General features: G+C 35.5%; 23 protein-coding genes, 1 other RNA gene and 1 pseudogene. 24 read left to right on the top strand and 1 reads right to left on the bottom strand.

Features of this window, described 5'->3' with window-relative positions:
* Positions 1-114 precede the first annotated feature (114 nt).
* The 3 genes from FP432_RS07660 (at position 115) to FP432_RS07670 (ending at position 9,217) form a co-directional block, all read left to right on the top strand.
* Positions 115-4,113, top strand: coding sequence for a mucin-binding protein (locus FP432_RS07660; RefSeq protein ID WP_265488726.1), 3,999 nt, complete (start codon positions 115-117; stop codon positions 4,111-4,113).
* Positions 4,114-4,468: 355 nt separating this feature from the next.
* Positions 4,469-8,248, top strand: coding sequence for a mucin-binding protein (locus tag FP432_RS07665; protein WP_265488727.1), 3,780 nt, complete (start codon positions 4,469-4,471; stop codon positions 8,246-8,248).
* A 105-nt stretch (positions 8,249-8,353) separates the two neighbouring features.
* Complete coding sequence (locus FP432_RS07670) at positions 8,354-9,217, top strand: ion transporter (protein WP_265488728.1); 864 nt, start codon at positions 8,354-8,356, stop codon at positions 9,215-9,217.
* A gap of 43 nt (positions 9,218-9,260) precedes the next feature.
* Here the strand turns inward: FP432_RS07670 and FP432_RS07675 are convergent, their stop codons facing one another.
* Positions 9,261-9,488: a hypothetical protein gene (locus FP432_RS07675; RefSeq protein ID WP_265488729.1), complete on the bottom strand. Its 228-nt coding sequence runs from the start codon at positions 9,486-9,488 to the stop codon at positions 9,261-9,263.
* Positions 9,489-9,593: 105 nt separating this feature from the next.
* Here FP432_RS07675 and FP432_RS07680 point away from each other — a divergent pair, with 105 nt between their 5' ends.
* The 21 genes and pseudogenes from FP432_RS07680 (at position 9,594) to FP432_RS07780 (ending at position 25,772) form a co-directional block, all read left to right on the top strand.
* Positions 9,594-10,208 carry a class I SAM-dependent methyltransferase gene (locus FP432_RS07680; RefSeq protein WP_265488730.1) on the top strand — a complete coding sequence of 205 codons (615 nt, stop codon included), beginning with the start codon at positions 9,594-9,596 and terminating at the stop codon, positions 10,206-10,208.
* 13 nt (positions 10,209-10,221) lie between these two features.
* A pseudogene (tadA, locus tag FP432_RS07685) lies at positions 10,222-10,739 on the top strand (tRNA adenosine(34) deaminase TadA).
* A gap of 12 nt (positions 10,740-10,751) precedes the next feature.
* Positions 10,752-10,846, top strand: an RNA gene (gene ffs, locus FP432_RS07690) — signal recognition particle sRNA small type.
* 54 nt (positions 10,847-10,900) lie between these two features.
* Entirely contained in the window at positions 10,901-12,739 is a 1,839-nt protein-coding gene (gene dnaX, locus FP432_RS07695) for a DNA polymerase III subunit gamma/tau (RefSeq protein WP_265488732.1), read from the top strand.
* A 29-nt stretch (positions 12,740-12,768) separates the two neighbouring features.
* Entirely contained in the window at positions 12,769-13,098 is a 330-nt protein-coding gene (locus FP432_RS07700) for a YbaB/EbfC family nucleoid-associated protein (RefSeq protein ID WP_265488733.1), read from the top strand.
* A gap of 1 nt (position 13,099) precedes the next feature.
* Positions 13,100-13,699 (top strand): recombination mediator RecR, encoded by a 600-nt coding sequence (gene recR, locus FP432_RS07705; protein ID WP_265488734.1) that lies wholly within the window; start codon positions 13,100-13,102, stop codon positions 13,697-13,699.
* Positions 13,696-13,935 carry a YaaL family protein gene (locus FP432_RS07710; protein ID WP_265488735.1) on the top strand — a complete coding sequence of 80 codons (240 nt, stop codon included), beginning with the start codon at positions 13,696-13,698 and terminating at the stop codon, positions 13,933-13,935. The genes recR and FP432_RS07710 overlap by 4 nt, the downstream gene beginning before the upstream one ends.
* Before the next feature lie 107 nt (positions 13,936-14,042).
* Entirely contained in the window at positions 14,043-14,681 is a 639-nt protein-coding gene (gene tmk / locus FP432_RS07715; RefSeq protein ID WP_265488736.1) for a dTMP kinase, read from the top strand.
* Positions 14,682-14,697: 16 nt separating this feature from the next.
* Entirely contained in the window at positions 14,698-15,018 is a 321-nt protein-coding gene (locus FP432_RS07720) for a cyclic-di-AMP receptor (protein WP_265488737.1), read from the top strand.
* Positions 15,018-15,866 carry a DNA polymerase III subunit delta gene (locus FP432_RS07725; protein WP_265488738.1) on the top strand — a complete coding sequence of 283 codons (849 nt, stop codon included), beginning with the start codon at positions 15,018-15,020 and terminating at the stop codon, positions 15,864-15,866. Before FP432_RS07720 ends, FP432_RS07725 begins: the two co-directional genes overlap by 1 nt.
* 31 nt (positions 15,867-15,897) lie before the next feature.
* Positions 15,898-16,242, top strand: coding sequence for a DNA replication initiation control protein YabA (gene yabA / locus FP432_RS07730; RefSeq protein ID WP_265488739.1), 345 nt, complete (start codon positions 15,898-15,900; stop codon positions 16,240-16,242).
* Positions 16,243-16,244: 2 nt separating this feature from the next.
* Positions 16,245-17,099 carry a 16S rRNA (cytidine(1402)-2'-O)-methyltransferase gene (rsmI, locus tag FP432_RS07735; protein WP_265488740.1) on the top strand — a complete coding sequence of 285 codons (855 nt, stop codon included), beginning with the start codon at positions 16,245-16,247 and terminating at the stop codon, positions 17,097-17,099.
* 15 nt (positions 17,100-17,114) lie between these two features.
* A complete protein-coding gene (locus FP432_RS07740; RefSeq protein WP_265488741.1) occupies positions 17,115-17,846 on the top strand; it encodes an acyl-[acyl-carrier-protein] thioesterase in 732 nt (243 codons plus the stop codon).
* Positions 17,847-17,885: 39 nt separating this feature from the next.
* Entirely contained in the window at positions 17,886-18,401 is a 516-nt protein-coding gene (locus tag FP432_RS07745; protein WP_265488742.1) for a folate family ECF transporter S component, read from the top strand.
* A gap of 16 nt (positions 18,402-18,417) precedes the next feature.
* Complete coding sequence (tsaB, locus tag FP432_RS07750; RefSeq protein ID WP_265488743.1) at positions 18,418-19,161, top strand: tRNA (adenosine(37)-N6)-threonylcarbamoyltransferase complex dimerization subunit type 1 TsaB; 744 nt, start codon at positions 18,418-18,420, stop codon at positions 19,159-19,161.
* Positions 19,145-19,705, top strand: a complete 561-nt coding sequence (gene rimI, locus FP432_RS07755) for a ribosomal protein S18-alanine N-acetyltransferase (protein ID WP_265489619.1) — start codon at positions 19,145-19,147, stop codon at positions 19,703-19,705. Before tsaB ends, rimI begins: the two co-directional genes overlap by 17 nt.
* On the top strand, positions 19,702-20,751 hold the full coding sequence (gene tsaD / locus FP432_RS07760; protein WP_265488744.1) for a tRNA (adenosine(37)-N6)-threonylcarbamoyltransferase complex transferase subunit TsaD: 1,050 nt from the start codon (positions 19,702-19,704) through the stop codon (positions 20,749-20,751). Before rimI ends, tsaD begins: the two co-directional genes overlap by 4 nt.
* 112 nt (positions 20,752-20,863) lie before the next feature.
* Positions 20,864-21,496: a hypothetical protein gene (locus FP432_RS07765; protein ID WP_265488745.1), complete on the top strand. Its 633-nt coding sequence runs from the start codon at positions 20,864-20,866 to the stop codon at positions 21,494-21,496.
* 238 nt (positions 21,497-21,734) lie between these two features.
* Positions 21,735-23,024: an adenylosuccinate synthase gene (locus FP432_RS07770; protein WP_265488746.1), complete on the top strand. Its 1,290-nt coding sequence runs from the start codon at positions 21,735-21,737 to the stop codon at positions 23,022-23,024.
* A 3-nt stretch (positions 23,025-23,027) separates the two neighbouring features.
* Positions 23,028-24,323, top strand: coding sequence for an adenylosuccinate lyase (purB, locus tag FP432_RS07775; protein ID WP_265488747.1), 1,296 nt, complete (start codon positions 23,028-23,030; stop codon positions 24,321-24,323).
* A gap of 102 nt (positions 24,324-24,425) precedes the next feature.
* The gene (locus tag FP432_RS07780; protein ID WP_265488748.1) at positions 24,426-25,772 is read left to right on the top strand and encodes a ClC family H(+)/Cl(-) exchange transporter; all 1,347 of its coding nucleotides are present in this window, start codon (positions 24,426-24,428) and stop codon (positions 25,770-25,772) included.
* Positions 25,773-25,807 lie beyond the last annotated feature (35 nt).

The raw sequence follows: 25,807 nt of genomic DNA on the forward strand, positions 1-25,807 counted from the left end.
GATAATATTGATGTTGAAATGTTATTTATTAACTATTGCCATATCTATAACGAGTGTTATATTTAATACATAGCTTATTGAATTATTAGTTCACAATTAAAACGGAGGAAAAGAATGGTTTCAAAGAATAATAAAATCAAGAAAATGGAACAAGCAGCACAACGTAACAATCACTTTAGCATTAGAAAGCTAACAGTGGGAGCTGCTTCAGTATTATTAGGGACTTCTTTATACTTAGGTACACAAACTAGTCAAGCTCATGCAGCTACTGCTGACGAACCCAAAGAAGCAGTTGTTGTTACACATGATGATACTTCAAATAATAATCAAGATATTGAAACTAAGACAACTCAAGCTTTAGCTAACACTGAAACAGCTAAAGCTAATGAAGTTCAATCTAATCAACTTACTGCTAAATCAGCAGATGATCAAGATAGTAAAGCTGTAGCAGAAGCAAAAGCAATTCAAGATGCTCCAGCAACTACTAATAGTGAACAAGAAAAAGCAACTACTAAAGATGCCAAGAATCAAACTTACAAAGTTCAGATTAATTACTGGAATGATGCTAAAAATACACCATTGACTTATACTGGGAAACTACCTGGTAATAATGGTAGCTTTAGTCAAGAGGTAAAAGCTGGTGATGTTGTTGGTATTTTGGGAATGGCACCAATGGGATACAAATTATTAAACCCAGAAGCTATTACTTCTAACTTCAAGATGGCTGGTAATGTTGCATATATCGATGGTCATGATGTAGATATTACTTTACATTACGCACCACTTTCATCTGTTTATGTAGAGTATGTTGATGAAAAAACTGGCAAAGTATTGTCAACTACTGGAGTTGGTTCTAATACTTCAAGTAGTCAAAGTATTGCCAATGCTGCCGGTGATGTTATGTATCCAGGTACTTCAAAATTCTTAGTTCATGCTATTGATATCCCTGGCTATGAATTAGTATCTGATCCAGAATATATTGGTTACTATGATCAAGTTCAATCAGCAGATAATGCAAATCCAATTATTGTGCAATTTAAGTATAAGAAGATCACTACAAATGAAGATCCAAAAGATGTTAAGGCAGGAGCTGAAGTAGACGGTCAATGGTTTGGCCCAACTTGGGAAAATTTACCAGGAGGTTCTGCTGTAACTGGGGTATACGGAACTACTTACGGTGAAGAAAATGGTAATCTTGAAGAAAAAGAACAAGTCATGATCAACCGTTATGAAAAGCAAGGTTACACTTATGTTGGTACTTTTAACTACCACAAGAATAGCGATTATTACAACTTTAATGAAGGTGGCGTAGCTGTTAATTTAATTCCTAATCAGCCTGTTACCGTATATTATGAAGATAAGAATGGGAACCAGCTTGCTACACCAACAGTAATTGCGCAAAATCCTAATAATCCAGATCAAACTAATAATGGTATTGACGAATCAAATCACTGGCATCCAACTGGTGATTGGAAAGCAATGGCTAAAGATATTGATGGCTATGTTTTGGATAAGACTTATGGTGCTACTGAAGGTAAATTTGTTCCTTATGACTATAATGTAACTTTTGTTTACATCAAGAAAGAAGGAAAAGTGCCAGGTGATGCACCTACTGTAACTAACCCAGAAGCAGCAGTAATCACTGTAAATTACATTGATCAAACTGATAACAATAAGGTTTTAGCTTCTGAAAAATTAGCCGGTGAAGATGGCTCAGCTATTGATACCAATAGTGTAGACACTAAGATTGCTGATTACGAAAACGAAGGTTACGTATTAGTATCAAACGGCTTTGAAGCAGCAGGTAAGGACTTTACTACTGCAAATAATGGTAAGACTTACGATGTTATTTTCAAGCACGGTACTGAACCAGTAAATCCAAATCACCCAGGTAAGCCAGGTGAACCATTAAATCCTAAAGATCCAGAAGCAAAATTCCCAGATGGAACTGCAAAGACAGATCTTGAAAAGACAGTAACTCGCACTATTACTTATGTTGCAAGTAGCCAAAAAGATGGCTATCCATTTGTTGCACCTAAGACAGTAACTCAAAATGTTAAGTTTACTGCTGCAGGTATTATTGACAAGGTAACTGGTAACTTAGTAACTGTTGATGCAGCTGGTAATATTACTAGCCAAGATGGTAAGTTAACCTGGACCCCAGAATCTTCAACTCTTGCTGGTGTAACCACACCAGTTGTGGCAAACTACCACGTAGTAAGTGTCAATGCAGATTCTAAAGACGGCGTAAATGTTGATGCAATTACTGTTAACCATGACAGCAATAACATTGATGTTGTTGTAACTTACGCACCAAACGGTCACATTATTCCGGTAGATCCAAATGGTAACCCAATTCCAAACGTACCAGTTGACACTCCACCATACACTACTGACCCACACAATCCATCTAAGGTTGTACCAAATGAACCAGTTCCAGTAATTCCTGGTTATATTCCAGATATTCCAGAAGTTCCTGGTAAGGACCAAACAGTACCAACTCCACCAAACCCAAGTGATGATATTAAGGTTCCTTACATTAAGAAGGAAACTTCAACAATGCCGCCACTTGTAGATACTAAGCCTGAAGCAGTAATTGGCCAAGTTGCTTACATTGACGATACAACTGGTAAGACTTTGTCAACTGCAACAATTGCTGGTGAAGTAGGTCAAAAGATTGATTACACTACTACTGGAACTATTACTAAGTATGAAAACGAAGGCTATGATTTTGTTTCAAGTGACTTCGTCAATGGGAATGAAATTTTTGAAAAGGGGGGCAATGACTTTACGGTGCATTTTAAGCATGGCATTATTCCAGTAAACCCACAAAACCCAGGTAGACCAGGTGAACCATTGAACCCTAACGATCCAGAAGGCAATGGTCCTAAGTATCCAGATGGTACTAAGGAAGATGATCTTGTAAAAGACGTGACTCGTACTATCAAGTTTGTTGATCAAAATGGTAATGAAGTAGCTAAGACTGTTACTCAACCTGCTCACTTCACTGCTGCAGGAAAACTTGATAAAGTAACTGGCAAATGGGTAACACCATTAACTTGGACTCCAGATAATGAAAAATTATCATCAGTAGCTGTACCAGTTGTTGAAAAACAACACGTAATAAGTATTGATAAAGATGATAATGGTTTAACTTCAGTAAATGGTGTGACTGTGAACCATGATACTGAAAGTTACGTTGTAACTGTAACTTACGCACCAAACGGTCACATTATCCCAGTTGATCCAAATGGAAACCCAATTCCAAACGTACCAGTGGACACACCACCATATCCAACAGATCCAACTAATCCATCAAAAGTTGTACCAAATGTACCAGTCCCAGTAATTCCTGGTTACATTCCAGATATTCCATCTAAGAATGATAAGGTTCCAACTCCACCAAATCCAAGTGATGATATTAAGGTTCCTTACATTAAGAAGGAAACTTCAACAATGCCACCACTTGTAGATACTAAGCCTGAAGCAGCCATTGATATAATTAAATACATTAATGATACAACTGGTGAAACAATGTCAGAAGTTAAGGTGGCAGGTGAAGTAGGCTCTAAGGTAACTTATACGACTACCAAAGCAATTTCCGACTATGTAGGAAAAGGTTATAAGTTTGTCTCAAGTAACTTCGATAACGGAAATGAAGTATTTGTCAAAGGTGGTCAATCATTTGAAGTTCACTTTACTCAAAGTAATGAACCAATTGAACCAAATACTCCAGAAGATCCAAATCCAACACCACAACCACATCCACAAACCCCATCAGAAAATATTCCTGATGAACCAACTCCAGAAGACCCAGATGTGCCAATGCCACATCCACAAACTCCTGAAGTTCCAGAAGAACCAGAAGACAACACCCCAGCACCACATGCAAGTATTCCAGAGGAACCGGTAAGTGATGATGAAGGTGAAGTACCTGTAGTTCACGCAAATAAAGTGGATGCCAATGATGATGTACCAATGCCACATGCAACGCAAGAAGCATTACCTCAAACAGGTGAAAAGACTACTTCTGCAGTTGGCATTATCGCTGGAGCAATTGCCTCAGTATTAGGCATTATTGGTTTGGCAGGTCGTCGTAAGGAAGACAAGTAATCGATAGTCATATTAATTCTAATCAATCTAATCATCCAAAAAAGAGATTCCAGAAGGAATCTCTTTTTTTATGTATGGAGTTATTAATGAACACAATAAAAAATAAGAAACAACGCAATTTTAAGAAAAAAAGTGAATTTTTTTGAGCATTAGTCGTCTGGTGTTATTTAAAACGGGTCTTGATATACAAGCTTAGTGCAAATTAAATGTTACATAACTGAATAAAAGTCTTGAAATTATTTGTTATTACTGAAATTAATGCGTTATTTAATAAGTGTTGCCAAATTAATAACTAATGTTATATTTAATTATAGCTTATTAAATTATTAGACATCGATTAAGACGGAGGAATAAAATGGTATCAAAGAATAACAGAATAAAAAAGATGGAACAAGCAGCACAACGCAATAATCACTTTAGTATTAGAAAATTGACTATCGGTGCTGCTTCTGTTTTACTTGGAACTTCTTTATATCTAGGTACTCAGACTAGCCAAGCACATGCAGCTGAAGTGGCTAAAGCTGATGAAAAAGTTGAAGTTGTTAATAATAAATCTAGTGAAGCTGAACCAGTAAGTGCTTCTCCTAGTCAAGCTGATAAAAAAGCTGATGTCACTACTAATAAAGATCAGATTGGGGTAGCTGTTGACTCTCTAACTAAGGATTCAGTTGAAACTAATCAGGCAGCAAAGCAAAAGACTTCTGCAGAAAACAAAGATACTAAAGAAGAAAAAACTGCTAAACTTGATTCTCAAATTGTAAATTCAAAGAAGGTAGTGACAACTACTAATGATGATAAGAATAAAACTTATCATATCAAAGTTACTGCCTGGGACGATGCTACTAACGCACCTTTAACCAGGGTATATGGTGATGCTGCTTGGAATTTCAATTTCGAAAATGGTGTTTTAGACGTTGAAAAGAAAAATTCTGATTTTGTTTATGATTTAGGTACCGCTCCTCGTGGTTATAAATTAATGAATCCTGACGCTGTTACCGATAACTTTAAACTAGAAGGTAATAATGCTTATCCAAATGGCCATGATGTAGATATTACTTTACACTATGCACCTCTTTCACCCGTTTATGTAGAGTATGTAGATGAATCAGGAAAAGTATTATCATTTACGCGTGCATTTTCAAATTACTTTAGTAGTCAAAGTATTGCCAATGCTGAAGGTAATCCGATTTATCCAGGCACTTCTCAATATTTAGCTCACGCAATTGATATTCCAGGGTATGAATTAGTCTCAGCTCCTGAATATGTTGGCTCTTATGATAAGGTACAATCTGCAGGTAACGAAAATCCAATTATTGTACAGTTTAAGTACAAGAAGGTCTCACCTAATGAAGATCCTAAGGATATTAAGTCTGGAGCGACTTTAAATCAGCAATGGATTGCACCTAGTGTTGAATACTTACCTGGTGAAATTGAAATTAAAGGACAACAAGGTAAGACATATGGGGAAGCTAATGGTGATATTGAAAAGGAATATCAAGATTTAATTAATCGTTATAACAAGCAAGGGTACAGCTGGCTAGGAACTTTTAATTATGTCAAGAATGACGAATACTACAATATAAATGCACCTGACAGTATGGTTTATCTCATTCCAAATAAGCCTGTGACTGCTTATTATGTTGATCAAAACGGCCAACAAATTGCTGACGCAACTACAATTGAAAAAAATGAAGCTAACCCTGACCAAACTAATAACGGGATTAATTATTCAGATCACTGGCATGCAGCTGGTGATTGGAAGCTAACTGCCAAAGATATTGATGGTTATGTTTTAGATAAGACTTATGGAGCTACTGAAGGTAAATTTACGCCATATCCTTATACAGTTACTTTTGTCTACACTAAGAAAGAGGAAAAAGTTCCGGATCTACCTCCTGTGATTGATAATGAAGAAGTAGCCGGTGAGGTATTGTATATTGATGATACTACTAATACAACTTTAGATAGCGTAGATCTTCATGGTGAAGTAGGCCAAAAGATTAATTATAGTACTGAAGCATCAATTAAAGATTACGAAGATAAGGGTTATGACTTTGTTTCAAGTAACTTTAAAAATAATGATGAAGTATTTTCTAATGGAAGCAACGTTTTCGAAGTTCACTTCAAACATGGTACTGAACCAGTAAATCCAAATCATCCAGGTGCAGGTTATACATCAACAGAGCTTCAACATAATGTGACTCGTATTATTACCTACGTTGGTGCAGGAGATAAAACTCCAGGTGCAGTGACTCAAACTGTTAAGTTTGCTGCTCAAGGTACAATGGATAAGGTTACTGGTAAGCTGGTAACTTTGGATAAAGCGGGTAATATCGTAAATGAAGATGGTAAGCTAACTTGGACTCCAGATTCAGCAAACCTCAATGCAGTAACTACACCAGTTGTGACAAACTACCATGTAGTAAGTGTAAGTGCAGATTCTAAAGATGGTATTAATGTAGACAGCATTACTGTTAACCATAATAGTGCCGATAGCAATGTAATTGTTAAATACGCTAAAAATGAAGGAAAAGTACCAGGTAATGCACCTACTGTAACTGACCCAGAAGCAGTAATTGGTCAAGTTGCTTACATTGACGATACAACTGGCAAGACTTTGTCAAAAGCAACTATTGCTGGTGAAGTAGGCCAAAAGATTGACTATAACACTACTTCAACTATTGAGAAGTACGAAGATGAAGGCTACGACTTTGTTTCAAGTAACTTTGATAATGGAAATGAAACATTTGCTAAGACTGGCAATGACTTCGAAGTTCACTTCAAGCATGGTACTGAACCAGTAAATCCAAATCATCCAGGTAAACCAGGTGAACCATTAAATCCTAATGATCCAGAAGCAAAATTCCCAGATGGAACTGCTAAGACAGATCTTGAAAAGACAGTAACTCGTACAATTACTTATGTTGCTAATGGTGAAGCAGAAGATCATAAATTTGTTGCACCTAAGACAGTAACTCAAAATATTAAGTTTACTGCTTCAGGTATTATTGACAAGGTAACTGGTAACTTAGTAACTGTTGATGCAGCAGGTAATATCACCAGCCAAGATGGTGAATTAACTTGGACTCCAGAATCTACAACACTTAATGGTGTAAAAACACCAGTAGTAAATTACTACCACGTAATCAGTGTAAGCGCAGATTCTAAAGATGGTGTAAACGTTGATACTGTTACCGTGGACCACGATAGTGCCAACATTGATGTTGTTGTAACTTATGCACCAAATGGCCATATTGTGCCAGTAGATCCAAACGGAAACCCAATTCCAAATGTACCAGTTGATACTCCTCCATATCCAAGTGATCCAACTGATCCATCCAAGGTTGTGCCAAATGTGCCAATTCCTGATATTCCAGGATATGTTCCAGAAAAACCAACTAAAGATGGCGAGGTGCCAACTCCACCAAATCCAAGTGATAACATTAAGGTTCCTTACATTAAGAAGGAAACTTCAACAATGCCACCACTTGTAGATACTAAGCCTGAAGCTGCTGTTGATGTGATTAAGTACATTAATGACACTACTGGAGAAACAATGTCAGAAGTTAAGGTGGCAGGAGAAGTTGGCTCTGAAGTAACTTACTCCACAACTTCAACTATTTCTAACTATGAAGAAAAGGGTTATAAGTTTGTTTCAAGTAACTTTGAAAATGGTAAGGAAGTATTTGTGAAGGGTGGACAAACTTTCGAAGTTCACTTTACTCAAGGTACTGAACCAGTTGAACCAAATACACCAACTGATCCAAACCCAACACCACAACCACATCCACAACCAACTCCAGATGTAGAAATTCCGGACGAACCAACTCCAGAAGATCCAAGCATCGATGTGCCAATGCCACATCCACAAACCCCTGAAGTACCAGAAGAACCAGAAGACAACACTCCAGCACCACATGCAAGTGTTCCAGAAGAACCTGTAAGTGTGAAGAAAGTTCCAGTTGTGCATGTAAATGAAGTACAAGAAAATGAAGATGTACCAATGCCACACGCAACACAAGAAGTATTACCTCAAACAGGTGAAAAGACTTCTGCAGTTGGCATTATCGCTGGAGCAATTGCCTCAGTATTAGGTATTATTGGTTTGGCAAGTCGTCGTAAGGAAGACAAATAATAAATTTGTATTTAAGTAAAAAGAGATTCCCGAGAGAATCTCTTTTTTTGCTTTTTGAAGGTTTATTTTTTTGAATAAAATAAGTGTATTTGTTTAAATAAAGGTATGATTAAGAAATATTTGAATCGCCGTATTATCTACAAATGGATAATCGCAATTTTGGCAATTTGGGATATCCTATTAATTTTTATGGATTTTGCCGGATTTGTGAATATCAATTCGCCTGATTCTAAATGGTTTTGGGTTAATAATTTAATTTTAGTAATTTTTGCCATTGATTATTTTGTTCAACTAGCTCACGCTAAAAATAAAAAACGCTATGTAGCAACCCATATCTTTGATTTGCTGGCAATTATCCCAGTAGGACTTGTTTTTAGTGGAATGCAGTTAGCCAAGTTAGGAGATGTGGGATTATACTTTAGGCTGCTTAGATTAATTCGTTTAGCTGGTTTAATGGGTAAATTAAGAGAAATTTGGCATACTAATGGTATTCTTTATATTCTCTATTTCGCAATGGCGTTTATTATGCTAGGTGCAGTTGCCATTTCTATTACAGAGCATGTTACTTTAGATACCGCTTTTTGGTGGGCAATTACAACTGCTAGCACGGTTGGGTATGGAGATATTTCTAGCCGAACTTTAACACCTGATTCGCTAATTGGAAAAGGTGTCGTCTTAATAATGATTCTAGTAGGTGTTGGTGTAATGGGTTTGGTTACGAGTTCGCTGACAGCCTATCTGATGCGCCGAGATCGCAAGCAAGTTCAAGAACCAATTGAGCCTAAGTCCGAGGCTGATCGTTTAAATTTAATTCTAGATAAATTAGAAAAATTAGAAAAACAAAATCAAGATTTGATGAAAACAAATCAAAAGATGCAAATGCAAATTGATGCTTTAGAAGACCATCCTCATCACTCTGATTGGAAGAAATTTAAGACTTGGCTAAAAGACCACAAAGAAACTAAATAAGGGCATCCTACTTCGGGATGCCCTTTGTGTTTTATTACTTAAATTAATATAATCTAAAGTATAAGTGTAAGATGATGCCAAAAATAAAGTAGACTACAGAAAGTAATAATACTGTCCAGCCTGCGGTGATCCAGAATCTAGCCCATCCTTGACGACTAGTTTGTAATTCTTGACCAAAAACTTTATTTTTTCCTTTAATTAAGAAGCCAATTACTAAGGCGGCAACACCGATAACAAGTAAAACTATAAAAATTGGGATTGAAATGTCCATTTTCTTTCTCCTATTACATTATTCTTCTTTTCTAGATTACCACATTTATGGTAAAAGAAGATATATTAAGATGAGAGATTTATAAGATAAAAGAAGAGATTTAAGATGACTGAAGAAAAAAATCAAATGTATTTTGCTACTGCCCCAACTGCTAAACACGATGAGCACTTGGTGAATTATCGAATTGACGACTTTAATTTGAAATTTTATACAGATGCGGGAGTTTTTTCAAAATTAAGAATTGATTATGGCTCAGGTGTTTTGATTAAAGCAATGAAGGATCAAGAATTCCCTGCAGCTGGTATCTTAGATGTAGGCTGCGGTTATGGGCCTATTGGATTATTTGCGGCAAAATTTTGGCCTGAACAAGAAGTTGATATGGTTGATGTTAATGAACGAGCATTAGCGTTAGCCAAAAGAAACGCAAAATTAAATGGGATTGATAATGTTAAGATTTATTGTTCTGATGGTTATGAAAAAGTTACCCAAAATTATGGTCTAATTCTTACTAATCCTCCTATTAGAGCTGGAAAAAAAGTTGTCGATGAAATTTTAACTGGCGCTTATGATCATTTAGTGACTGATGGCCTTTTACTGGCTGTACTGCAAAAAAAGCAGGGTGCTCCAAGTGCTAAAAAATTAATGAATCAAACTTTTGGCAATTGTGAAATCATTAAACGTGATAAGGGCTATTACATTTTAGCTAGCCGTAAAAAATAAAGGAGTTAAATTCTTGTTAACTAAAGCTGAAAAAGAAAAGGGAATGAAGTTTGCCTTTGCCCAAGCCAAACTTGCTCAAGACCAAAATGAAGTACCGATAGGAGCTGTTGTATTAGATGCTGATGGTAAAGTGATTGGTACAGGCTATAACCGTCGTGAGCTTGATGAAGATGCAACCCAGCATGCTGAACTGATTGCGATTAAGGCGGCTTGTCGTCACCTCGGTTCTTGGCGTTTAAATGATTGTAGCCTCTTTGTTACACTAGAACCTTGTCCGATGTGTGCGGGAGCAATTATTAATTCACGTCTAGCTAATGTTTTTTATGGCGCATTTGACCCAAAAGCCGGAGCAAGTGGTAGTGTGATTGATCTCTTCAAGGTGGACAAGTTTAACCATCATCCTCATGTTTATGGTGGTCTGTATCAGGATCAGGCCGCGCAATTATTAAAGGATTTTTTAGAGAAATAAGACAAAAGCAAAAGCGAGCAAAAGAGATAAAATCAACAGATAATGGTGGAAAAAATTCGTAAAATACGCTATTATATCTGTAGGCAATATCCATCTTCTGAATCGTGTCAGGACCGGAAGGTAGCAGCACTAAGGTTGCTTGGGTATGTGCCTTTTTTTGTAGTAGACAATGACTCTTAGCTCTTATTTGAGAGTTAGGAGTTTTTTAGTTAAGAGGTGCAAAATGGCTTATCAAGCCCTTTATCGTAAATGGCGCCCCAAGACCTTTGATGATGTAGTGGGTCAAGGTGCGATAACTGATACTTTGAAAAATGCTATTACGCGTAATAAAATTTCTCATGCATTTTTATTTGCAGGGCCACGTGGTACAGGTAAAACTTCTTGTGCAAAAATTTTTGCTAAAGCTCTCAATTGTACTAACCTTCAAGATGGTGAGCCATGTAATGAATGTGAGAATTGTCTAGCTGCGGATAAAGGCTCAATGAACGATATTATTGAAATTGATGCCGCTTCAAATAATGGAGTTGACGAGATTCGGGATATTCGTGATAAGGTGAAGTATGCTCCTACCCAAGGAAAGTATAAAGTTTACATCATTGACGAGGTGCATATGTTGTCAATGGGAGCTTTTAATGCCTTATTAAAGACACTAGAAGAACCACCCGAGCATGTAGTATTTATTTTAGCAACTACTGAGTTGCAAAAGGTACCAGCAACTATTATTTCACGAACTCAACGTTATAATTTTAAAAGAATTAGTGAACAGGATTTGGTTGCCAGAATGCAATATATTTTAAAGCAGGAACAAATTGATTTTGAACCTAAGGCTTTAGATGTGATCGCACAAATTGCTGATGGTGGAATGCGTGATTCTTTAAGCATTTTGGACCAGATTTTATCTTATGATCAAGATACTGTTAAATACGATGATGCTCTCAAAATTACTGGTTATGCTGATCAGACTAAGATTGAATCTTTGCTATTAAATTTATTGCAACATCAAACGCAATCTGCATTAGATTTAGTCAAAGAATTAATTCAAAATGGATCTTCAAGTCAAAATATTTTGGATGAAATCATTCAATTGACTGTGCGAGTAATGCTAGCAGTTAAAGGAAAACAAGAAGAACATTTTTTAATTGAGAATTATCTTGAACAAGTTAAAGGATTTGACCAGGCAGAATTTTCTCAAATTGTTGAACGGGCAAATGAGGCTTTAAATGATTTACGGTTTACTAATCAGCAGCAAATCCCACTGTATGTGTTCATTGTTAAAGTGACGCAAGAACAAGATCAAATAGTAACAAAAAATACTGCTGCTAATCCTAACCAGACACCAAGTAAAGATGATTCTGGGATAATCAAACTGCAAGAACAAGTTGCTAGTTTGCAAAAGCAAGTTTTAGCTTTACAAAAGAGCGCACCTAGTGCTATAAATAATAATTTTTCAGGTAGAATTACTGATGATTATCAAAGTAAAAAGGCGCCAGTTAAACAAGAAATAGCAAAATCAAGTTCAAGCCCAGAAACACCAAAGATTGCTAAGCGTATTAATAAGAATACAAAAGCTGCGCAAGAAAATAATCGTCGCCAAGTTTATCATGTTTTGGAAAATGCCACTAAACAAGATATTGCAGCCATTAAAGATATTTGGCCTGATTTATTAACGATGCTAGAAGTATCGCAAAGGGCAGTCTTAGAAGTTTTAGAACCTGTTGCTGCAAGTTCTAGTCAGGTTGTTTTAAAATGTAAATATGAGTTATGGTTTGAACGTGCTAATAAGGATAATGATTTAGTTGAACAATTAGAAAGTAAGATTGCACGACTAACCAAGCATAATTATGATATTGTGTTAGTAGCAGATGGAGCTTGGGCACAGGTGAGAAAAGATTTTGTCGCCAGTCATAAAGAAGAATTACTTGCGAAAAAGTTAAAAAAGATCGAAGCTAGCGAACAAAAAGAAAGTGAAGCTAAGGATTCTCAGCCAACAGCTCAGCAACAACAAGAAGTAGTTGATAAGGCAAAAGACTTATTTGGTGATTTAGCCCAGGTTAAAGATTAAGATAGATAAGTAAGAAGGAGAGATTAATTATGAGCAAAGGTCCAAATTTTGGTGGTATGAACATGGGAAACATGCAAAGCTTGATGAAACAAGCCAAAAAAATGCAAAAGCAAATGGCTGAAGAGCAAGCTAATTTAGCTCAGCAAGAATTTGTCGGTAAATCTGCTGATGATTTAGTAGTTGCTACTTTTAATGGTGACCGTAAATTGAAGGATCTTAAGATTAATGCTGAAGCAATTGATCCAGATGATCCTGATATGTTACAAGATTTAATTATTGATGCTGTTAATAAGGGGATTAAAGCAGTTGAAGATGCAACCCAAGCATCAATGGGTAAATATACTAAAGGATTTATGTAAAATGCAATATCCATTGCCAATCGCTCGTTTAATTGAAAGTTACATGAAGTTGCCTGGGATTGGAGAAAAAACTGCTACACGGCTTGCTTTCTATACTTTGGACATGCCAAAAGAAGATGTAGAAGATTTTTCTAAATCTTTGCAAGATGCAAAAAATAATTTACATACTTGTTCTATTTGTGGCAATATTACTGAAAATGATCCTTGTGCAATTTGTAAGGACCAAAGTCGTGATCAAACAACCATTATGGTTGTTGAACAGCCCAAAGATGTCATGGCTTTTGAAGAAATGGGTGAATATAATGGCTTATACCATGTATTACACGGTGTCTTATCACCAATGGATGGGATTGGGCCAGAAGAAGTTAATATTAAGAGTTTAATTACTCGTTTACAAAAAAATGACCAAGTTAAGGAAGTAATTTTAGCCCTTAATTCAACTCCAGAAGGAGAATCAACTGCAATGTATATTGGTAAGTTGATCAAACCTGCTGGGATTAAAGTATCACGTCTGGCTGCTGGTCTTGCAGTTGGAAGTGACATTGAGTATGCAAACTCGATTACCCTGAAAAGGGCAGTTCAAGGGAGAACTACCTTATGAGTTTATTAAATAAAAATCGCATTAAAAAGTTAGGCGATGACCAGTTAATTGAAGTCATTTCAAGACTTCAAACTCAACTTGCAAATCAAAAAATGCTTGATCAAACAACAATTGATTTATCAGATGATAATCGGATTGCAGATCGTATCTTACAAGCAAAATATAATTTTTTATACGATGAAGCAAAACGAAGAAACACAAAATCTAGTGGCTTAGCAAGCGTGATTACACAATAAAATGTACCCATCTTAGATGGGTATTTTTTTTTACAAAAAGTTAAATTTATAAATACAAGACTATTTTTAACTAATTATTTCCAGTAGAATTATTTTGGAGGTTGAAAATGAGAGGACATTTTATTACTTTTGAAGGACCGGATGGTGCCGGGAAAACAACTATTATTAATGAAATATTAAAGCAAATTCCGGCAGCGAAGAAGAAAAATATCTTGGTTACTCGTGAACCAGGCGGTTCCAAAATATCAGAAACAATTAGACAAATAATCTTAGACCCAGCTAATAAGGAAATGGATGATCGAACAGAAGCTTTACTCTATGCTGCGCAGCGAGGTCAGCATATCAATGAAACTGTCCGGCCAGCGCTTATGGCAGGGAAGAATGTATTCTCAGATCGTTATATTGATAGTTCACTTGCTTACCAGGGAGTTGGGCGCAATTTGGGAATTGAAGCAGTCCAGTTGATTAATGACTTTGCGACTAATAATTTAGTAGCTGACTTAACTCTATTTTTTGACCTTAAACCAGAAATCGGTTTAGCTAGAATTAAGAAGTTACGTCCTGATCAAGAAGATCGCTTAGAACAAGAAAAACTTGCTTTTCACCAAAAAGTCTATGAAGGTTATCAAGAACTTTTATCACGTGATAAGAAGCGGATTAAAGTTGTTGATGCCAGTCAGTCAATTCCTGATGTTGTTGCCCAAAGTGTTAAAATAATAAAAAGTAAATTTCCTGAGATATTTTAAAAGGAATGATGGCTAAATGAAATTAATTATTGCCGTAGTGCAAAATAAAGATGCTGATGAATTAGTTAAACAATTTATTGAAAATGATATTCGTGCCACTAAATTAGCTACCAGTGGCGGTTTTTTAAAGGCAGGCAACACCACTTTAATGATTGGAATTGAAGATAAGCGTGTTGATGAAGTTATTGCTCTAGTTAAAAAGTATTCCCATAGACGTAAACAATTTTTAGCTCCTAATATGAGTATGGGTTCAACCATGTTTGCTAAAGGTGTTGAAGTTGAAGTGGGCGGAGCTACTGTTTTTGTGTTACCAATTGAAAGTTTTAAGCAATTCTAATGATTGATTTAAAAAAAGCCGATCAACACCAAATTACATTTTTAAATGATGCGTATCAAAATAAAAAGATTGCTCATGCTTATTTATTTGTCGATCCGATTCAGGAAAGTGGGATTGCTACTGCATACTGGTTAGCTTGTCGCTTCATGTGCACTGGTGAAAAAAAGCCTGATGGTCAATGTAATAATTGTCAACGTATTTTATCTGGTAATCATCCCGATGTTTTTTTGGTTAAATTAGATGGTAAACAGTCACTCTCGATTGAGCAAATTAGGCCTTTAAAAGCTGAATTGGCCAAGAGCCCTGTTGAAGGAACCCACAGATTCTTTATTATTGAAAATGCTGAAAAATTAACATTAGCTGCTAACAATGCTTTGCTTAATTTGTTAGAAGAGCCTGTTGCGCCTGTAGTAACAATTTTAGTAACGAATAATGAGAGTAAAATTTTACCCACTGTTCGCTCTAGAACACAGATACTTCATTTTGAAGAAGAAGTACAAGACAATCGGGCCCTAGAACTGTTAGAATATGGATTGAGTAATGAAGAAATTGCGGATCTAACTAATAGTGAAAAATTAGAACAAGAGACTAAGTATCTTTATCAAGAAATTAAAGAAAAAGATAATTTTGCCTTGGTGAGAGTACACCACTTAGCCGAAAATAAGAGTTCGGCAGAGCAGAAGTTTATCTTGTTTATCTTAAAGAAACTTGCACTTACTGATTTAGAACAGGATTTGACCAGACAGTCAGCTGCAAGAATATTAGATTTACTAGTGCATTGTGATCAGATGCGTGCTAGTAATGTAAGTTTTCGCAATTGTTTAGACTATTTAGTCTTAAAGTATTAAGCGATATGATGTAGTAAGGTAGGTGAATAGGATGGATCCATTTTCACAATTAACACAATTACAACAGGGATTAGATGCGATGACTAAAACCGTGACTGGTCTAAAAAATGATCTTTTAGATGTATTAAAAGAAAATACAGAGCTAAAAGTTGAAAATCAATTATTACGTGAAAAAATTAGTAAATTAGATAAAAAAGAAAATTCTTCTTCAAAATCTCAAGCTGGTTTAAAGTCGCTGCGTAATATCTATAATTCAGGATATCATATCTGTAACATGTACTATGGTTCACATCGTGATGAGGGTGAAGACTGCATGTTTTGCCTAGACATTCTGGATAATTTTGAAAATCATGCTCAAAAACCAAAGAAGGACTAATTATGCAAGTACAAAGTAGTTTTAAAGATGACAAGATTGGTCATCTTTATTTAGTACCTACCCCAATCGGAAATTTAGAAGATATTACTTTAAGAGCAAAAAGAATTTTAGCTGAAGCAGATTATGTCGCGGCAGAAGATACTCGCACGAGTGGAATTTTATTAGAAAAAATTGGTGTCCATAATCATATGCTTTCTTTTCACAAATATAATTCTAAAGAAAGAGCACCAGAATTGATTAAGCTATTGAAGTCAGGAAAAAACATTGCTGAAATTTCCGATGCAGGGATGCCAGTGATTTCTGATCCAGGATATATTTTAGTTCAGGAATGTATCAAAAATGATATTCCAGTTATTCCTTTACCTGGACCATCAGCTTTTGCGACTGCTTTGATTGCTTCGGGCTTTGATGCGCAACCTTTTACTTACTACGGTTTCTTATCACGTAAAAGTAGTGAGCAAAAAGTATTTTTTGAGAAAATGAATAAAGCACCAGCTACTTCTATCTTTTATGAAGCACCACACCGTTTAAAGAAGACTTTAAAAAATCTAGGAGAAGTTTTAAGTCCTGAACGTCAAATTGTCTGTGCGCGAGAATTAACTAAAATTCACGAGGAATTTATTCGCGGAAGTGTAAAAGAAGTAATTGATTATTTTGATCAAAATGATCCTCGTGGTGAATTTGTAGTTTTGGTCTCACCAAATGAAGACCAAGAAGAGACACTTTCATGGCCAGAATTAATTAAACAGGTGGATGAATTAGTCGCACAAGATATTTCTAAAAAGGACGCAATTAAGCAAGTTGCAAAAGAAAATAAAGTTTCAAAAAATGAGCTTTATGATAAATATCATCAATAATAATGGGGTATTTAAATGTCAGCATATAAAATGAAACATACGGTAACTTTTTCTGATGCTGATGAGCAAGGAAGAATAAAGTTATCAACATTAGTAAGTTATATGATGGAAACTTCAAATCGTCAGTTAGCACAAGGAAATGCAAGTGTTGAAGCTTTTATCAAACGTGGTATCGGGTGGGTAGTGTTAGACTATCATTTTGAAATCGAACGTTTACCTAAAGCAAATGAAACAGTAACTTTTTCTGCTGATGTAGCTGGATATAATCGCTTTTTTGCTTATCGTGATTTTAATGTTACCGATGAAGCCGGTCACGAGATTATTACAGTACATAGCCAATGGGTTATTCTTGATCTAAAAGAACGCAAAATTAAAGAAGCTGATCCTAAATTAATGGCCAGCTTTAATAATTATGAACTAAAGAAGATGCCTCGTTTTAAGCGAGTAAGACCCTTGAAAGACTATGAAGAAAAGTATGACCAAAAATATCAGGTAAGATATTATGATTTAGATACTAATCATCATATGACTAATACTAAGTATTTTGATTGGATAGTTGATTCTTTACCACGTGACTTTTTAAATAATCATCAACCTAAGATTTTAGATATTTGTTTTAAAAAAGAAATTCATTATGGACAAGATGCAGTATCACATGTAAAACTAGATACAGAAAAACTTACCTCAAAACATGAAATAGTACATGGTGACGATATTGCTACTTTAGCAGAAATCACTTGGTTATAAAGCATGACCTCCGTCATGCTTTTTTGGGAGGATAACTTATTGAATAAAAGAAACCTAACATTAAAAAAAATGGTTTTATTAGCTGTTTTGGTGGCGATAAATATTATTCTTCAAAAGATTTCTTTTGGACCAGCTTATTTAAAAGTAGGTTTAGGTTTTCTTGGTCTAACTATCCTTGGCTATTATTTTGGCCCTTTTTGGGGAGGAATTGGAGCAGGAATCAGTGATTTGGCAATGGCTTCAATTTTTGGAGTTGAAGGTGGCTTTTTTCCTGGATTTACAATTTCGGCAATTATTTCCGGGGTAATATATGGCTTTTTCTTTTATCAAAAGCCAATCAAAATTTGGCGGATTATTGTAGCGAGTTTGCTAGTTACAATAATTGTTAATCTTTGCCTTAATACATATTGGTTACATGTACTTTATGGGTTGAATTTAAGAGCTGCTTTTCTACAGAGAGTTTTAAAAGAATTGATTACACCGTGGATCCAAATGATTGTTATTTACCTAGTTTTAAAAGCACTTCAACGTGTTAAAATAGTAGATAAATTCTAAAAAGAAAGAATGTATTATGAAAGTATTAAGTATAACAACGGCAACAAACCATCTTAGTGTTGCCCTGACTGATGGTCAAAAAGTGATTGCAGAAAAAAATGAAGAAGATCAAAGAAATCATAGTGAACATTTAGATCCTATGATTACTGAAATCTTAAAAGAAAATAATCTTAAACTAGCTGATATTGATCGCTTTGCTGTGGCTCAAGGCCCTGGTTCTTATACCGGGTTAAGAATTGGAGTCACAACTGCCAAAATGTTTAGTTCGATTTTACAAAAAGACTTAGTAGGGATATCAACTTTAGCCGCATTAGCAAAGGGTATTGAACAAAGTCAAGCCGTTATTGTCGCAGAAATTGATGCTCGTAATAATAATTTCTTTGCTGGTGCCTATGTTCAAGATGAAACAGGACTGAAAAACGTTGTTCCTGATGGTCATTATCATTTAGATGAACTTTTAAAACTCGTCAAAGAACAAGCTGAGCATACTCAAAAACAAATTGTTTTTGTTGGTAGTGAAATGGAAGCTTATAATGAGCAGTTGAAGCAGCAGGTAGCCGGATTTAATTATCAACAAGTTACAGGGGATGTTAATCAAGTTCATGCCAAAAATATTGGCTTCTTAGCTGAAAATGCTCCAGTGATTGATCCTGACAAAATGGTTCCAAAGTATTTACGACGCACGCAGGCAGAATTAGATTGGCATAAAAAGACAGGGAAGGCATATGGCTCTGATAGCGACTATGTTGAAGAAGTTTAACTACTTCTTTCATCAGCCAGAAATTGATCTCTCTTTTCCTTCATATGCTTTAAGGATTAATGGTCAAACATTACAAATTATGAAGGCAAGTGATGAAAATATTGCAGATCTTTTGGTTTTAGAAGAACAAGTTTATTCTGGAAAAACTCCATGGAATAAGTTCTCTTTTAAAAGTGAATTACAAAAGCATTCTAATTCTATTTATTTAGTAGTGTACGAAAGTTCGACTTTGGTGGCTTTCGTAGGAATGAGAATGCAGGCCCAAGAAGGACATATCACTAATATTGCGGTCAAGCCTGCTTATCAACATCAAGGAATTGGGACTTATTTGTTGAATACAATGATTGAACTTGCGCGCAAGAATCATGCTGTCCAAATGACCTTAGAAGTTAGAGTAGATAATGATAATGCCAAAAATGTATATCAGGGGCTGGGATTTAAACCCAATTTTGTTAGAAAAAATTACTATGCTAGTGAACATGTCGATGCACTAAGTATGATTAAAAAATTAACTGATCAGGAAGGAGAAAAAGTAGTAAATTGACTGAGAAAAAAGATATCCGTATTTTAGCTTTTGAAAGTTCTTGTGATGAGACATCAACTGCAGTTATTAAAAATGGTCAAGAAATCGAGAGTTTAATCGTTGCCACTCAAATTAAGAGTCATCAGCGTTTTGGTGGAGTTGTACCTGAAGTAGCAAGCCGTCATCATATTGAGGTAATTACCCAAATTACTAAAGAAGCTTTAGCACAGGCAAATAAAAATTGGGATGATATTGATGCGATTGCAGTTACCTATGGTCCAGGACTGGCTGGTGCTTTGTTAGTCGGAGTCAGTGCTGCCAAGGCTACTTCAATGGCAACTGGAATTCCGCTAATTGGCGTTGATCACATTATGGGGCATATTATGGCAGCGCAATTAAAAGATGAAATTGAGTATCCCGCTTTTGCATTGCAAGTCTCTGGTGGGCATACTGAAATTGTTTTGCTAAAAGATCCAACTCATTTTGAGATCATTGGTGATACACGTGATGATGCAGCTGGAGAAGCTTACGATAAAATTGGACGAGTTCTCGGAGTAAATTATCCAGCAGGAAAAACAATTGATCAGTGGGCTCATAAGGGAAAAGATACATTTAATTTCCCAAGAGCAATGATAGATAGTGATGATTATGACTTTTCATTTTCTGGGTTAAAGAGTGCTTTTATCAATACTTGCCACCATGCAGATCAAATTCATCAAGAATTAAATAAATATGATTTAGCTGCCAGCTTTCAAGCAGCAGTCATTGACGTGCTAGCAACAAAAACTATCCGAGCAATCAAAGAATATCAACCTAAAACTTTTATTCTTGGTGGTGGGGTTGCTGCAAATCAAGGACTGCGTGATCGCTTAAATAAAGAAATTGAAAATATCCCAGTTGGACAAAGACCAAAAGTTATCTTACCTGAGCTTAAATTATGTGGTGATAATGCAGCGATGATCGGTGCTGCTGCATATAATTTGTATCAAAAAAATAAGTTTAGTGATGAACATTTAAATGCTGATCCATCACTGGAATTACCTTATGCCGATCACATGTTAAGTTAGTCAAAAGAGTTTCTATTTAAAATAGAGACTCTTTTTTTAACAATTTATAAAGTTAAAGTTTATAATAAAGTTGAAAAGAAAGTGGAAGCGCTTTTTAGGAGGCTATATTATTATGGATAATGATGAAAAAGAACAAAAATTAGGCTATTGGAGATGGATGGTAGAATCATGGCGTCGACCAATGGGGATGGAAAGCAATGCCAGTCATGGCTATGGAATTTGGACCTTAATTTGGGAAGACATTATTTTATTCTGGGGTTTTGAAGTAGCTGGTGCAAGTATTATTGATGCTGCTTTTCCTGGTGTAATTGCCCAACAATTAAGCACAGAAGTGAATAAGTTCTTATTTAGTTTAATGGTTCTAATTTTCTGTTTCCAAATTGTGACTGTCCTTTGCTCAATGGTTGGTCATTTGTTTGTCTTTGGTTCTGGTTCAATTGGAAACTTTTGGAGCTATTTTAATAAAATAATGCAAGCAAGTAACTGGAATATTTGGATTTCAATTGTTGCATTCATTAGTTTATTGTTCACTTCCAACATGGGCTTTGTTGTGGTAGGATACCGTCTAACATTACTATTTTGTGCTTTCTTTGGTTTAGCAGCATTTGTAAATGTATTGCGTGGTGAACCACAAGATAAGCCAGTTAAGCACGATACATTTTATGGCGCTTTAATTTATGTAGTACTCTTAAGTTTTGCTTATGCAATCTTAATTGCACTATTTAGATTCGTTTTAAGCTTCTAGATTAATTAATTAATGATTTGAGTAAAAAGAGTTATCCTTTGTAAAGGATAGCTCTTTTTAATGTTCGTGTTTTAATAATTTATTTATATAAATACTATTTTGATTAAAAATTATTCCAAAAATATGAACTTTGTAGATACATAATTAAAATAATGTTCGTAAAGTGTGTTGACTTAATTAACTCATCTTGCTACACTAGAAGTCGGTTTTAAAAATAGTTTTTATGAGGTGAAATTCAATGACATCAGTTGCAGTTGTAGGAAGTCAATGGGGAGACGAAGGAAAGGGTAAGATTACCGATTTCTTAAGTAAAGAAGCGACTATGGCAGTTCGCTCAAACGGAGGAAATAACGCTGGTCATACTATCGAAATTGATGGTAAAGATTTTAAAATGCGTTTAATTCCTTCTGGAATCTTCGCTGCAAGTAAAGGCGCTGTGATTGGAAATGGTACAGTTATCAATCCAGAAGTTATGTTTGAAGAATTAGATAATCTTGAAAAAAATGGAATTGATACCAGTAAATTAAGAATTTCTAATCGTGCGCATGTCATTATGCCATATCACATTAAACAAGATGAATACCAAGAAGAAGCAAAAGGCGCTAATAAGATTGGTACTACTAAGAATGGTATTGGACCAACCTATATGGATAAAGCTTCTCGTGTTGGTATTCGTGTTTGTGATCTTTTAGAAAAAGATACTTTTGAAGAAAAGTTACGCACTAATTTAAAGGAAAAGAATGCTTTATTCACTAAGGTATACGGGAAGCCAGCACTTAAGTTTGAAGATATCTTTGATAAATATTTGGAATATGGTCAAAGAATGAAAAAGTATGTAACTGATACCTCTGTCTTAGTTAATGAAGCCCTTGATAATGATGAAAAGGTTCTTTTTGAGGGGGCTCAAGGCATCATGCTTGATATTGATGAGGGTACTTATCCATTTGTTACTTCTTCAAATACTATTTCAGGAGGAATTGCCGCTGGAATCGGTATTGGTGCTAACCGCATCGATAATGTGATTGGAGTATGTAAAGCTTATACAACTCGTGTTGGTGCTGGTCCATTTCCAACTGAATTGACTAATGCTACTGGTGATAAGATTCGTGATATTGCTCATGAATACGGAACTGTGACTGGCCGCGCACGTCGTGTTGGTTGGTTTGATTCAGTAGCTTTACGTCATGCTAAGCGTGTGTCAGGTTTAAATGCGTTGAGTTTGAATTTACTTGATGTCTTTTCTGGTTTTGATACAATTAAAATTTGTACTGCTTATGAACTTGATGGTGAGAAAATTGATTACTATCCTGCTAGCTTAAAAGAACTTGACCGTTGTAAGCCAGTTTATGAAGAATTACCAGCTTGGGAAGAAGATATTACTCAAGTTAAGAATTATGAAGATCTTCCCGAAAATGCTAAGAAGTTCTTGAAGCGAATTGAAGAAGTTACTGGTCTACCACTAGTTACAGTGTCAGTTGGACCAGATCGGAAGCAAACTATTGTTATTAAGAATCCATGGGAAATGTAATAAATGCTTGAACGTTATACTCGCCCAGAAATGGGCAAAGTTTGGACAGATAAGAATCGTTATAATGCTTGGTTAAAGGTAGAAGTTGCTGCAACTAATGCTTGGGCAGAACTCGGTGAAGTACCAGTAGAAGATGCTAAAAAAATTGCTGAAAATGCTAGTTTCACTCCAGAAAGAGTAGCTGAATTAGAAGCAATTACTCACCATGATGTTGTTGCCTTTACTCGGACAGTTTCTGAAAGTCTTGGTGAAGAAAAGAAATGGGTTCACTTCGGCTTAACTTCTACTGATGTCGTAGATACGGCTCAGGGTGTTCTTTTAAAAGAAGCTGATGAAATAATTCGTAAAGATTTGGCTGAGCTGAAAGATACTATTGCGCAAAAAGCTCGAAAATATAAAAATACTGTTATGATGGGACGTACTCACGGAGTACAAGCTGAACCAACTACTTTTGGCTTGAAGCTTGCACGTTGGTATACAGAACTTGAACGTGACATTGATCGTTTTGAACATGCAGCTAAAGGCGTAGAATCGGGCAAGATCTCTGGAGCAGTTGGAACTTTTGCTAATGTCCCTCCAGAAGTTGAAACAAGTGTCTTAAAGCAGTTAGGTTTGAATCAACAACCTGTTACTTCACAAGTCTTACCACGAGATTTGCATGCTGAATATATTGCAATGCTGGCTTTAATTGCAACGAGTATTGAAAACTGGGCTACTGAAATTCGTTCCTTGCAAAGATCAGAAATTCATGAAGTTGAAGAGCACTTTAGAGCGGGTCAAAAAGGTTCTTCAGCAATGCCGCATAAACGTAATCCTATTGGTTCCGAAAATTTATGTGGAATGGCACGTGTGGTTCGTGGAAATATTGTAGCAGCCTATGAAGATGTATCATTATGGCATGAACGCGATATTTCTCATTCAAGTGCGGAACGGGTAATTTTACCCGATACTACAATTGCAATCGATTATATGCTTCACCGGTTTAATAATATCTTGTCTAATTTGGATGTCTTTCCGGAAACAATGCTCAAGAATATGGATCGTACTTACGGTTTGATTTATTCTCAACGCGTATTATTAAAATTGATTGATGAAGCAGGTTTATCACGTGAAAAGGCTTATGACATGGTTCAAAAGCTTACCGCAAAGTCTTGGAACGAACAGTTACAGTTCAGAGATTTAGTTGAGAACAGCGAAATCATGAATTATTTATCAGAAGCAGATATTGATGATGCGTTTGATTATCACTACCATTTACGTCATGTCGATGAAATTTTTGAAAAATGTGGTTTAAATTAGGATAAAGTTGAAAGACTTATCCTTTTTTATTGCACTAAATAATGAAAAAGGAATAAAATTAAATCATTAGTGTTAATTTTTATAAAGTGGGTAGAGAAATATATGGTAAAAACAGCAAAACAAATTTTGCACAAGCCTTTTACTTCTAAAATTACTTATATCTTATTTGGGGCAATTGCAACGGGACTGGGAACAGGATTCGTTGTCAGCGTTTTTCGCTGGATCATTGACCGGACAATGGAAGGATTATTTATTATTTATCCTGTGATGAAGCACAATCTCTGGTTTCTGTTACCTTATATAGCATTGATGTTTGTCGTTTGTTGGTTAATCGCTATTGTCATTAAGCCCCAAATCAAGAATTTAGTGGGATCAGGTGTACCTCAAATTGAAGCGGTATTTTTAAAAGAAAATAAAATGCCGTGGTGGTCAATTTTGTGGCGCAAGTTCATTGGTGGCTTATTAGCTATTTGTCCTGGATTAATGCTTGGACGAGAGGGTCCATGTATTGAAATGGGTGCCATGATTGGTCAAGGAATAGAAAAAAACTTAATTCATACAAAAAGTGAGATCCGCCAGCAATTGCTATTTCAATGTGGTATTGCTGCTGGCTTATCAGCTGCATTTTCTGCACCATTAGCAGGAGTTTTATTCTTAGTAGAAGAAATTACTTTTAGCTTTACTCCTCTTGAAGTAATTGCGGCCTTAATTGCAAGTTTTTGTTCTGATTGGGTTACTTTGCTATTCTTTGGTACTACTCCATGTCTTTACTTACCAGTAAATGGTCCACTTCCTTTGAAATATTACTGGATAATCTTAGTTCTAGGAGTAGTATTAGGCTTATTTGGATATGTTTATCAATATTGTTTATTGAGCTTAAGACCTATTTATAGCAAAATAACTAAACTCACTAAGCTACCCAATGTTTACCACAGTATCATTCCCTTACTATTAATTATTCCCGTGGGTTTATGGGATGCAAAAATACTTGGTGGATCGCATGTTTTCATTAGTAGCTTATCTAATGCTAAATTTATGCATACAATGTTTGATAGTTCCTGGGAAATAATTTTTCTTCCCCTTGTGTTCTTTGTGGTGAGATTTATTTATTCAATGATTTCATATGGTAGTTCAGTTCCTGGTGGTATTTTTATGCCAATTTTAGCTTTGGGTGCTATTTTAGGTGCTTTTGCTGCTACTTCACTCATCCATATGAATTTATTGTCTACTAATTATTATCCACATTTAATCGTAATTTCAATGGCTGCTTATTTTGGCTCAATTGAAAAAGCTCCGTTTACAGCAATTTTATTATTGACTGAAATGGTCGGAAGTGTGGAACAAATTTTGCCAATGGTAATTGCAACCTTCATTTCTTACTATGTAGTTGATTTACTAGGTGGTCGTCCAATTTACGAAGCATTACGCTTACAAATGAATTACAAATAAAAAGAGTTTAAGTCATGATAAAGTTCATGACTTAA

The organism is Lactobacillus sp. PV034 (genome assembly GCF_014522305.1).
Lineage (GTDB): Bacteria > Bacillota > Bacilli > Lactobacillales > Lactobacillaceae > Lactobacillus.